The following is an 11,932-nucleotide window of genomic DNA, read 5'->3' on the forward strand; positions in this document are numbered from 1 at the left end:
ATCGATAGCTTCATTGTCACGGGTCGATGATCATCTCCTGCCGCAGGACCTCTCCCGGCCTCAAATGAATGAAATCCGCCTCGGCATAGGGGCCGAATAAAAGCTTTTTGAAATAATCGGGGTTACCGGGCATCTCCACATATTGTATGTCCAGGAAACGGGCGTTTTCCCGGGCTATTTTTCTCAAGTACGCCGTGTCCGCCGCTTGGGTGTCGATCATGAGAATGCGGGTATAGTTTTTCAACTCTTCGCGGATACCCCACTCGGCTCTCTCCCTCCCCATTTTAGGCAGATAGGTGTACTCCATGATCCCCAGCGGGTCCTTGCGGTCTTCCACCCATCCCGGTGTCAGGTAATAGGTGCCGGGTTCCTCGTAGAACTCTTTTTCATAGGCGTCCCGCGAACCCAAAAAGAGGGCGATGCAGTCATGCACCCGCGGAACGATCAGCCCCTGGGGCGGCGCCACGATTCCCACGATGCCGTTCGAGCAGAGGCCATACCCCAGGACGATCTGCCCGGCGTAGGTCGCCGCGTCATCGATTTCAACTTGAATCACAGACGGCATCTGCACGGGTTTTTCATGCATACTCTGGTCCAGATAGCGAATTTCGACCTGTTCGCCCGTGCCGTTAAGGGCATCCAGTTCGGGTTGCATAATCCGGCAGGCGATGACGACCCGGGGGAGCGTTGTGTCGGCCTGCGATGGCAGATCCATTCCATTTTTCATGCATCCTGCTATAATTCCGGCCGACCGAGCCTGTCAAGCCGATATATTTTCAGCCGTTGCCCTGTACGATATCATGCCTCGGCCCTCGGCAATCAATGCGTTTTATTTCGGCAACCTTATTTCGGGTTATAGGTCCGAAAATTTATAAAAAAAATAAGCGCTTTAAAAATTACCTCAAAAGCGATATTACATTACAACATTGTAAAGCCCGAAGGTAAACACCATATTGGTTACGCAACCTCGAGGCTTAGATCTGTTGCGAATGAAAGGATAAAGCGCTCTGGAAAAAAAAGCTGACAACACCAAGCCGACGGCAGACGCGTCCGGTGCCGCCCCACCGGACACCGCCAAACCAGGACGGCCTCCGCGCCGGAAAAAGTATAGTAAAAAACGCAGGGCCAAGGGCAAGGCCGTGCATCCGACTCCGAAAAAAAACGGGAAAGATCTCCACGACGACTGGGATCCGGCCCGTTTCGACGTCCCACCGGTAGAAGGGCGGACACGCTTTCACGACTTCGATCTGCCGGCACCCCTGATGCACGCCGTTTTCGATCTTGGATTTCAATACTGCACCCCGATTCAGGCCGAAATTCTGCCCAGCACGCTCGACGGCAGGGATGCCACCGGGCGGGCACAGACGGGTACGGGCAAAACGGCGGCTTTTCTCATCACCATCATCACCCATTTGCTGACCAATCCGCCGTCTGAGCCGAAAAAATCGCGCTCACCAAGAGTGCTGATTCTGGCCCCCACGCGCGAACTTGTGATCCAGATTTCCGAAGAAGCGCGCGAACTGTCCAAATACACCGATATCAACATCGTGTCGGTGTTCGGTGGAATGGATTACGTCAAACAGCGCCGCACCCTGTCCGAAGGCGCTCTGGACATCGTGGTGGCCACCCCCGGCCGGTTGCTGGATTTCAAAAGAAAACGCGACCTGACGCTGAGGGACGTAGAGATATTGATCATCGACGAAGCGGACAGGATGCTGGACATGGGTTTCATTCCCGATGTTCGCAACATCATTTACAGCACGCCCCAAAAAGACCGGCGGCAGACCCTGCTCTTCAGCGCCACCCTGTCTGAAAATATCGTCAGGTTGGCCACATCATGGACCCGCAACCCCGTAACGGTCGAAATCGAACCGGAACAGGTTGCCGTGGATACGGTCGAACAGAAAGTGTACATCGTGACCACGGATGAAAAATTCGCCCTGCTGTTCAACATCATCGACAAAAAGGATCTCCCGCGCGTCCTGGTGTTCTGCAACCGTCGCGATGAAGTCAGGCGTCTTTCGGAAAAGCTGACCCGACATGGGGTCAGGTGCTCCACCCTTTCAGGAGACGTCCCTCAAAAAAAGCGCCTCCGCCGCCTGGAGCAATTCAAAGGCAACAAAATACGGGTGCTGGTCGCCACCGATGTTGCCGGTCGCGGCATCCACATCGAAGGCATGGACCATGTTATCAACTACACGCTGCCCAGAGATCCCGAAGATTACGTCCACCGCATCGGACGCACGGGGAGGGCCGGTGAAAGCGGTACCTCCATCAGCTTTGCCGACGAAGAGGACGCATTTTACATTCCCGCCATCGAGGATTTCATCGGTTTCGAACTGCGCTGCACCCGGCCGGAAGACAGCTGGCTGGTTCAGCCCAAACCGGTCAAAACCAAAACGCGCAGACGCCGGCCGCCCAGCAACAGAAAGGCGCGGCCAAGCGCCCGCGGAAAGGCCCCCCGTCGAAAATCCTAACCCCCAACCTGCAACCGCCTGATCCGCATCGGAAAGCTTGGGCATATTTCTGGAAAACGCGTCACACATGGTCCTCGAGAAAAACCGCCGCATAACCAAAAAACTGCTGGACTGGTACCGTCGCCACCGGCGCGATTTACCATGGCGTCGAACGCGTGATCCGTACAAAATTTGGATTTCCGAAATTATGCTCCAGCAGACCCAGGTCAAAACGACCGTTCCTTACTACCGCCGATTTCTGGCCCGTTTTCCCGATATTTACGCCCTGGCCGCAGCCGATCTTCAGGATGTTCTCAAGTTGTGGGAGGGGTTGGGATACTACGGCCGGGCCCGAAACATGCACCGGGCGGCCAAGGAGATTGTCGCCACCCACGACGGTGCGATTCCGGACGACATGGATAAGATCAAGAATCTGCCCGGTGTGGGAGACTACATTGCGGCCGCCGTCTTGAGCATTGCCTACAACCAGCCCCATCCGGTCGTGGACGGAAACGTCAAGCGGGTTTTTGCGAGACTCTTCCGCATCGATGCGCCGGTCAATGTTCAGCGCTCTTATTCCGTGTTTAAAAAGAAGTCCGAAGAATTGATGCCCCCGGATTCACCTGCGGACTATAACCAGGCGCTCATGGAATTGGGGGCGCTGGTCTGCAGGCCGGCTACCCCCCTGTGCGCCCAGTGCCCCCTGCGGGCCGATTGTCTTGCTTTTGAAGGCGGCAGCACAGCCGAGTTCCCCAAAAAGATAAAAAGAAAACCGCTTCCTGAGCACACCCTCGTTATCGCCGTCGTGGTGAAAAACAACCGGGTGCTGCTTACCCGGCGGCAGGAGCAGGGGCTTCTGGGTGGGTTGTGGGAATTTCCCAATGGGCGCCTGGGCCCGGGCGAATCACCGGAAGCCGCCTGCCCGCGGGTCGTGAAAACCAAGCTGAACCTGACGACCCGCATTGAGGCGCGTGTCGCCGGTATCAGACACGCCTACACCCACTTTAAAATCAAGGCCGACGTATTCGTCTGCCGGCATGTGGGAGGCAGGGTTCGCTTGAACGGTCCGGCAGACTACCGTTGGATCGCCCTGGACGAAATCGACGCCTATCCCCTCCCGAAAGCCAATCACAAATTCCTGCCGGCCCTCCGCAGGGTGCTGAACCCCAAGGTTGCATAAACGACGTGGCAACGTATATATAAAAGATGGCGGACGGAAGCAGTAGCAACGGTTGCCCGATGCCGCTTTCAAGTGGTATGTGCGGTCTGTTTGGGGAGGCTGACGAATTAACCCGACAACCGCCGTGATCATTCAACCCAAGTCGACCCCGGCGTTGCGGGATTGAGCGTTTCAAATATTGACCCGGGCCATGAATCATGCGATACATGGGTCCCAACAGGGTTTGAATTGAAAATAGGTTTGTTTTGATCACTCTTAAAATTTGAAACGCTCAACTTAGGATCAAGTATCCATCAACCAACAAGAAGGAGGTCGTAATGAAAGTTCGTGTAACCAGTCAATGCATGGGAGATAGAAACTGCAACAAACTCTGTCCTGAAGTTTTCGAGTATGACGAAGATGAGCTCATGTCCATCGTTAAAATGGACCCGATTCCGGAACATCTTGAAACCGTGGTACAGCAGGCCGTTGATGAATGCGGCGCGGATGCCATCGAGATTATAGAAGAATAACCTGAACCAGAGAGGTGCAGAATGGGAAAATTCAGGGACAGCCAGACAGCCAGAAACCTGTTGGCATCCTTCGCAGGTGAATCCCAGGCACGCAACCGCTACACCTATTTCGCACGCAGATCCCGGGAGGAGGGCTATATACAAATAGCCGATATTTTTGATGAAACCGCCAACCAGGAATGTGAACACGCCCTTCGTTTTTTTAAATTTTTCAACGGGGGTGAGTTGGAGATTACCGGTTCGTTTCCTGCCGGCACCATCCGGGATACGTATGAAAATCTAATTGCCGCCGCCGATGGCGAAAGGTTCGAACATGCAGAGCTCTACCCGGGGTTTGCAAAAATAGCCGTTGAGGAGGGATTTCAGCGCGCCGCCGACACATGGAATGCCATCAGCATTTCGGAAAAACAGCACGAAAAACGCTACCGTGAACTTGCTGGCAACCTCGAAGCGGACCGCGCGTTCAAAAGAAAGGATGAAGCCGTCTGGCGCTGCCGAAACTGCGGTTATATACACACCGGTGCTGAAGCGCCGGAAAAATGCCCGGCATGCGTCAAACCGCAAGGGTATTTCGAACTGTTGTGTGAAAACTGGTGAAACCCGGCGTTGCGACGTTGCGGCAATCCACTACCTTCAGCTAAAGCCGAAGGCTTCGTCGTTAGAAGAGGGATTTTCTACCACTCCCCTCATGGGACACAAAAAAACGGCGCCCCTAACATGCTTCGGGGCGCCGTTTCTATTTTTCGATCAAACAGTCGCTAAACAACGGTTACGTTGACTGCTGCCGGCCCTTTCTGGCCTTCCTCAATATCGAAGGTAACCCTGTCGCCCTCATCGAGAGACCTGAAACCGACTGCATTGATCCCGGAATGATGAACAAATACATCCGGTCCATCTTCCTGTTCAATGAAGCCATAACCTTTGCTGTTATTGAACCATTTCACGATACCATTTGCCATTGTGACACCCTCCTTTCAAAAAAATTCTCATGGTTCTACTTCGGGTTGTCAACACGACAAATGGATCTCCCCGCTAGTAATGAACCGGCCCGCCGAATAGAACGCGCCTTTATTGATTGGCGCTATTATAAACACATTCTTTATAAAAATCAAGCTTATTTTCAGCATATTATTGTAAAAAACGAAAAAAAAAGGCTTACTGAGCGTTAATTAAAATCGTTTTGAAACTCCCTGCCCCTGATCCCGAACCGCAATCTCACGCCGCCGATAAGCGACACGGAGCGTTCTGCTTTTTGCAGCACTGCGCCACACGGCACCTCATTTTTACTTTTTTCCGCAAGATGCGGCCTTTCAGTTTGTTTCACATGCGTGGTGCAGATAAAGGCAAATCATGTCTACGCAGGCTTCGATACTCATTAAACCCGTGTTCAGCACCATATGGTAATGCACCGGATTGCGAATGTCCTTATTGTTTTCCTTTGCCGCCGTTGGAGTGACGCAGTGCGCCCTGTATTGGGGTGGTATGCAACCCTCTGCAGCCCTTGCTTGTAGAAGATGCATAAGCTACGGCATCTGCCTTGTAAAGCACAATTTGTTTTAAGTTAGGCTTGCTTTCCCTCCTTAAACATAGTACGCAAACAAAGCTATATTAAAGCTACTATAAAGCTATGTTTTCCACAAGGAGCCGGCAGAGATGAAACATGACATCAAACTCACGGTCAACGGCGACACCTACTCACTGGCCGTCGACCCTTGGCGTACCCTCAACCAGGTCCTGCGCGAAGACCTAAACCTGACAGGAACCAAGCTTGGCTGCGGCTCAGGCGACTGCGGCGCATGTACGGTTATCCTGGAAGGAAGATCGGTAAGCTCTTGCTTGACGCTGGCGGTCGAAGCGGACGGGAAAAAAATCATGACGGTGGAGGGCCTGGCCCCTTCGGGGGAAGAACTCCATCCCATTCAGGAAGCCTTCATCGAAAAGGGTGCCATCCAGTGCGGATTCTGCACGCCGGGTATGGAATTGTCCGCCTATCACCTTCTCAGTAAGAATCCCCGCCCCACCGACGAACAAATTCGGGAAGGGCTTTCCGGGAATCTGTGCCGTTGCACAGGGTATAACAAAATTGTAGAGGCGATCGCCGCTTCTGCAGAAACCATGAACCGAAAATCGAAAAAGAGGAAGAAGCGATGACACGCTCGGGGTTTACCTACACCGCTCCGGAAAGCATTGAAGAGGCCGTGGGGCTACTCGCCAGGCTGGGTGAAAACGCCTATGTCATGGCAGGCGGCACGGACCTGCTGATAAAACGGAAACACGGCTTGATAAAGCCGGAGGCTGTTGTGGCCCTGAAAAGGATCAAGAACCTCGACCGCATCAGCATCGGTCCGAAAAAGGGCTTGGTTATCGGAGCGACGGCCCTCATCGCCGATGTGGCCGCACATCCCTCCATCCGGAAAATATACCCGGCCATTGCCGACGCGGCACAGAATACCGCCAATGTGCAGATCCGCAACATGGGCACGATTGTCGGCAACATTTGCAATGCGTCGCCCTCCGCCGACAACGCGCCCACCCTGTTGGCCATGGGGGCGACCCTCTCCATTGCCGGCCCCGACGGTTCGCGTTCGCTCCCGCTGGAGGACTTTTTCAAGGGGCCGGGCATTACGGCGCTGAAACCGGCTGAAATCGTCACAGCCGTCACCGTCCCCCCGCCCCCGCCTGCATCCGGTGCCGCCTATGTCCACCTGTCGGCCAGGGGAAAAGTCGACTGCTCCGCCGTATGCGTCGGAACCCAGGTAGTCATGCAAGGTCTCAAGGTGAAAGATGCGAGGGTGTTTGTCGGCGCATGCGCCCCCGTTCCCATACGGGCCCCGAAAGCCGAACGTGCCGTCATCGACACCACCTTCAGTGAGCGCAAGGCTGAAAAGGCCGGGGAGAGCGCCGCCCGGGAAGCCGCCCCCATAACCGATGTCAGGGCCACCAGGGATTATCGCAATCAAATGGTGGCGGTATTGACCAAACGGGCGCTGATACAGGCCTGCAAAAGAGCTCGCAGGGCCTGAAATACGAACACCTAATCTGAGCGATACCATTGAAACGCTCAACTTAGCTAACGTCAAGGAATTCACATGGACGCATATTCTCAAATCGGCAAGGATGTTCCCAGGGTCGACGCCCGCGAAAAAGCCACCGGCACCGCCGTCTACACGGACGATATCAAACTGCCGGGCATGCTGCACGGTAAGCTCCTGCGCAGTCCGCTTCCCCATGCACGCATCACCGGGATCGACGTCAGCAGGGCCCGTCGACTGCCGGGTGTAAAATGCATCATCACGGGTGAGGACACACCGAAAGTCACATACGGCAACTGGCGTCTGTTTCCCGCCACCCAGGATGAATATCCCCTCGCCGTGGGAAAGGTTCGTTTTATCGGGGATGAAGTCGCCGCCGTGGCCGCCGTGGATCCCGATACGGCCGCAGAGGCCGTGGCACTGATCGATGTCGAGTACGAGGAACTGCCGGCGGTATTCGATGTTAGCGAGTCTGTCGGGAAGAACGCACCGGTCATTCACGCCGCCACCCCCAACAATATAAGCGTGGACAGGAAAATTGCCTACGGCGACATCGAGAAGGGGTTTGCAGAATCCGACTATGTGCGCGAAGACGTCTTCACGGTTCATGCGGTAAGCCCCGCCTATCTCGAGCCCTGCTCCTCCCTGGCGCAGTGCGACCTCGACGGACGCATCACGTTGTGGACCTCTACGCAGACACCCTACATCGTTCAGTGCCTGCTGGCATCCACCCTGGGTATGCGTGAAAACGACATCCGGGTAATCAAACCCGCTGTCGGCGGCGGCTTCGGAGGGAAAATGGAGCTGCGCCCATGGGAATTCTGTGCCGCCTTTATGGCCAAGCTTACCGGGAGGCCGGTCAAGTTCACCCTCACCCGCGAGGAGGAGTTGACCACCGGGCGCCGGCGTCACCCCATGCGACTCACAAGCAAGGTCGGCTTTAAAAAAGACGGGACCCTCATGGCCAAGGACCTCCATATTTACCTGGACGGCGGCGCATACAACGCCATGGGCCCCACAGCCACCTTCCTGTGCGGCAACTTCGGTGCCATGCTCTACCGCTACCCCAATTATCGTTTTATAGGACAGCACGTGTACACGAACAAGCCGCCGGCAAGCGCCATGCGAGGATTCGGTGCGCCTCAGTCTCTGTTTGCGGCGGAGTCGCAGATGAACATGGCCGCTGAAGCGTTGGGCATCGACCCCATCGACCTGCGCATCAAGAACGCCATGGTCACGGGCGACACCATTCCCGACGTGGCCACCGTTTCCAGCTGCGGCTTCATCGAATCGCTGGAAGCGGTCAGGGAAATGTCCAACTGGAAACGCAACCGCAAAAAGAAAAAGAAAGGCTACGGCATCGGCATCGGCTGCTACAGCTTCATATCCGGGGGCGTCTTCAACTGGTTCAACACCCAGTATCCCTTCTCCGCTGCGGAGGTGAAGGTTTTTTCCGACGGAACGGCCCACCTTCTCACCATGGCCTCCGACATCGGCCAGGGGGCCAACACGGTTCTCAAACAGATCCTTGCGGAAGAGTTGGGTCTGGCCATGGAGGATATCAGGCTGACCGCGGCCGACACGGCCATAACCCCCCAGGCGGATCTGGGTACCTGGGGCAGCCGGGTAACGCTCATGGCCGGCAATGCCATCAAGGATGCGTCCCGACAGATCAAGGAAATTCTTTTTGGTGCCATATCCGCCCGCTTCAACCTCAACGTGATTTTCGACATGGAGTGCAAGGGCGGCCGCGTACAGGCCAAGGGCAAGCCCGACCGCGGCATGGCTTTCGGTGAAGCCGTGGCCATGGTTCAAAAGGCCAACAGAGGGGTGCCGATCGTGGCCCGGGGGTATTACACACCCAGAAACAAGGGTCTGGTAACACCCGCCTTCAGCTTTGGCGCTCAGGTGGCGGAGGTAGACGTGGACGAGCAAACGGGCGTCGTGCAGGTGAAACAAATGTACACCGCCCACGATTGCGGCACGGTAATCAATCCGATGTCGGTGGAGGGGCAGCTGCAAGGATCCATCCACATGGGGCTCGGATACGCCCTTTCCGAAGAACTGGTGATGGAGAAAGGCCGAACCCTCACCAACACCTTTTTGGACTACAAACTGCTGACCGCGATGGACATGCCGCCCGGCGAATCCGTCTGCATCGAAACCTACGAGCCGGACGGCCCCTTCGGCGCCAAAGAAGCGGGGGAAGGATTGGCGTCTCCAACCGCACCGGCCGTTGCCGAAGCGGTCTATAATGCGACCGGCTACCGCTGTAAGGACTTGCCCATTACGCCGGAAAAAATACTAAAAAACCGTAAGCCCACATCTAGTTGAGACAGGCTGCGGGCTGATAGTGACAGGCGGCTTTGCCGCACCATTCCGCCCACATAATCTCCTTCATAAATTGACATTCACAACCCGTTGTGTAAAAAACCGCAAGTGCTATCGACTTGAACTTTAGGTTGAATTTTACCCCATAAGGAAGGCAATCATGAACAGTGAAAGGGTGATCGATTATATCGTTGAATGGTTGGACGACTACTGTGAAAAGTCGGGGTTAAGAGGGTTTGCCGTCGGGGTATCGGGAGGTATCGACTCGGCGGTAACCTCGACACTGTGTGCGAAAACGGGCCGCAGGGTGCACCCCCTGAACATGCCCATCTACCAGGACAAGACCCAGGAAAGCAGATCCGGCAAGCACATCGCCTGGCTCGAAAAAAATTTCAGCAACGTTTCCGGAATTCACATCGACCTGACGCCCCCTTTTCAGGCATTTGAAAAAACGCTGCCAAAGGAGATCCAGGACGGACTGACCATGGCCAACACCCGCTCGCGCCTCCGCATGGTAACCCTGTACGCCTTTGGCACCCACCATAGAATGCTGGTGGCGGGCACCGGCAATAAGGTGGAGGATTTCGGCGTGGGTTTTTACACCAAATACGGCGACGGCGGCGTGGATATCTCCCCCATCGCCGATCTGATGAAATCGGAAGTGTATGCCCTGGGGAAGTCCCTGGGCATTATCGAAGAGATCCTGCAGGCGCCCCCCACGGACGGGCTCTGGGAGGACAACCGCACCGATGAAAGCCAGATAGGTGCCACGTATGCCGAACTGGAATGGGCCATGCGCCATGAAAACTCGCTCAAACAGGAAGCACTGACATCCCGCCAGGAGGAGATTCTCGCCATTTTTCGCAGGTTTCACAAGGCTAACCGCCATAAAATGGACCCTATTCCGGTGCTGGAAATCCCGGAGAGCGTCAAAAAAAGCGAGTTTAAGAAACCGGTGTGGAAGGCTTAATTAAAGGTTTCCCTCCGCGGCTGGGGATTTCCCCTGCTGGCAGCCATGTTGATCGCGACGGCTCATTCCTGCACCCGCGCTGGAAAAGGTTCTTTGCCGCTCTCCGATAATGTGTTCGCCTTGCGATGCGACCGACTTGCCGCATCCGGTATGGTAATACTAGAATTTTGCATAAAATTTGACAAGGAGTGTGTATGCAGACAAACGTATGTATTCAAAGCCGTCGAACCGTCCGAAAATTTCTGCCGACGCCCGTACCCAGGGAAGTGATCGAGGAGCTGATTGCCGATGCCTCGTGGGCCCCGTCCTGGGGAAACACCCAGCCATGGGAACTGATCGTCGTCGCAGGGGCGGCCCTGGACAAGTTCAAAGATGAAAACAGACGGGCAATGATGGCCGGCGCGACCTCTACGCCCGACATCCCCATGCCCCAAAAATGGCCCGATGCCAACAAGACCAGATATCGGGACGTGGGCAAAAGCGTGTTGAGCTCTCTTTCGATCCCGCGCGAGGACATCGAGGGAAGAACGAACTACTACGGTGATATGTTTTTTATGTTCGATGCCCCGGCACTGCTGTTGATCCTGCTGGACAAGAACCTTCTCGTGGAATATGCCATGCTGGACGTGGGGCTCTTCCTGCAGACATTCATGCTTCTGGCCTGCGACAGGGGACTGGGCACGGCCGCCCTGGCAGCCTCGGTCACCTTTCCGGATGTGGTGCGCAAACTCCTGCCAATTCCGGAAAACAAACGCCTGGCCATCGGTGCAGCCATCGGCTGGCCCGATGAAAACGCCCCGGTAAACAATTTCCAGCGCGAACGGGCACCCATGGAAGAGCTGTTCACCTGGATCGAGTAGAGGCGGGTAATGAAAATTCGAGACGCCGAAAACAGGAACATCGATCTGTTCGCACAGAGGATCTGGAGCGCCTACCATGACGTGGCCCTGCGTTTCGGCCTGACCCCGCACAACGCCCATAAGCACCCTTCCAACGGTACCGATACATGGGTGTGGGAGGCGAAACCAAATCATTCGACCACCTCCCTTTTGAGGTCGCCTTTCTCTCGTGCAGGAGAGTAAAAGGCTAACCCGTGCATTATTTGGCGGCAAGGCCCTATTTGCCAAGGCGTTGCAACCACGGGGTTTGCTTTATCACCGACTTGCTGGTAGAGTACCCAACGGTGTTGCAACTGCAAGGAAACGCCAGCGGCAACGAAAGGAATGAAGCCGTGTCTGAAGCGCTGAAGTGGAGAAAAACACATTGTGCCAGGATGGACCATGGCGGATGTGCCCTGATCGTGGGTGTAAAAAACAACCGTGTGGTGACGATCAAGGGTGACCCCGAAGGCTACCGCAACCGTGGCTATATCTGCGCCAGGGCCAAGGCCCTGCCCGATCGCCTCAACCACCCCGGCAGGCTGATTTCCCCGCTGCGAAGAAGCGGCCCCA

13 protein-coding genes are annotated in these 11,932 nt (G+C 55.5%); 11 read left to right on the forward strand and 2 right to left on the reverse strand.

What is annotated here, in order from left to right; all coding sequences use genetic code 11:
• Positions 1-16: 16 nt before the first annotated feature.
• Positions 17-727, reverse strand: coding sequence for a DUF1638 domain-containing protein (locus LJE94_01990; GenBank protein ID MCG6908876.1), 711 nt, complete (start codon positions 725-727; stop codon positions 17-19).
• Positions 728-1,007: 280 nt separating this feature from the next.
• Between LJE94_01990 and rhlB the strand changes: the two genes are divergently transcribed.
• From rhlB to LJE94_02010, 4 genes are all read left to right on the forward strand, one after another.
• Positions 1,008-2,477 carry an ATP-dependent RNA helicase RhlB gene (rhlB, locus tag LJE94_01995; GenBank protein ID MCG6908877.1) on the forward strand — a complete coding sequence of 490 codons (1,470 nt, stop codon included), beginning with the start codon at positions 1,008-1,010 and terminating at the stop codon, positions 2,475-2,477.
• Between the two features lie 37 nt (positions 2,478-2,514).
• Positions 2,515-3,636: an A/G-specific adenine glycosylase gene (gene mutY / locus LJE94_02000; protein MCG6908878.1), complete on the forward strand. Its 1,122-nt coding sequence runs from the start codon at positions 2,515-2,517 to the stop codon at positions 3,634-3,636.
• Positions 3,637-3,953: 317 nt separating this feature from the next.
• Entirely contained in the window at positions 3,954-4,148 is a 195-nt protein-coding gene (locus LJE94_02005) for a ferredoxin (GenBank protein ID MCG6908879.1), read from the forward strand.
• 21 nt (positions 4,149-4,169) lie between these two features.
• On the forward strand, positions 4,170-4,745 hold the full coding sequence (locus LJE94_02010) for a rubrerythrin family protein (protein MCG6908880.1): 576 nt from the start codon (positions 4,170-4,172) through the stop codon (positions 4,743-4,745).
• 161 nt (positions 4,746-4,906) lie between these two features.
• Here LJE94_02010 and LJE94_02015 read toward each other — a convergent pair whose 3' ends face one another.
• Entirely contained in the window at positions 4,907-5,107 is a 201-nt protein-coding gene (locus tag LJE94_02015) for a cold-shock protein (protein MCG6908881.1), read from the reverse strand.
• Between the two features lie 694 nt (positions 5,108-5,801).
• Here LJE94_02015 and LJE94_02020 point away from each other — a divergent pair.
• The 7 genes from LJE94_02020 to LJE94_02050 form a co-directional block, all read left to right on the forward strand.
• The gene (locus LJE94_02020; GenBank protein MCG6908882.1) at positions 5,802-6,299 is read left to right on the forward strand and encodes a (2Fe-2S)-binding protein; all 498 of its coding nucleotides are present in this window, start codon (positions 5,802-5,804) and stop codon (positions 6,297-6,299) included.
• Positions 6,296-7,171 (forward strand): xanthine dehydrogenase family protein subunit M, encoded by an 876-nt coding sequence (locus LJE94_02025; GenBank protein ID MCG6908883.1) that lies wholly within the window; start codon positions 6,296-6,298, stop codon positions 7,169-7,171. The genes LJE94_02020 and LJE94_02025 overlap by 4 nt, the downstream gene beginning before the upstream one ends.
• Positions 7,172-7,237: 66 nt before the next feature.
• On the forward strand, positions 7,238-9,514 hold the full coding sequence (locus LJE94_02030) for a xanthine dehydrogenase family protein molybdopterin-binding subunit (protein ID MCG6908884.1): 2,277 nt from the start codon (positions 7,238-7,240) through the stop codon (positions 9,512-9,514).
• Positions 9,515-9,671: 157 nt separating this feature from the next.
• Positions 9,672-10,481 (forward strand): NAD(+) synthase, encoded by an 810-nt coding sequence (nadE, locus tag LJE94_02035; protein ID MCG6908885.1) that lies wholly within the window; start codon positions 9,672-9,674, stop codon positions 10,479-10,481.
• Between the two features lie 194 nt (positions 10,482-10,675).
• Positions 10,676-11,341: a nitroreductase gene (locus tag LJE94_02040; protein ID MCG6908886.1), complete on the forward strand. Its 666-nt coding sequence runs from the start codon at positions 10,676-10,678 to the stop codon at positions 11,339-11,341.
• Between the two features lie 9 nt (positions 11,342-11,350).
• Positions 11,351-11,563, forward strand: a complete 213-nt coding sequence (locus tag LJE94_02045; protein MCG6908887.1) for a hypothetical protein — start codon at positions 11,351-11,353, stop codon at positions 11,561-11,563.
• 149 nt (positions 11,564-11,712) lie between these two features.
• Positions 11,713-11,932, forward strand: a 220-nt coding sequence (locus LJE94_02050; GenBank protein MCG6908888.1) for a hypothetical protein, incomplete at its 3' end; no start/stop codon positions are given.

The organism is Deltaproteobacteria bacterium (assembly GCA_022340465.1).
Classification (GTDB): Bacteria; Desulfobacterota; Desulfobacteria; order Desulfobacterales; family B30-G6; genus JAJDNW01.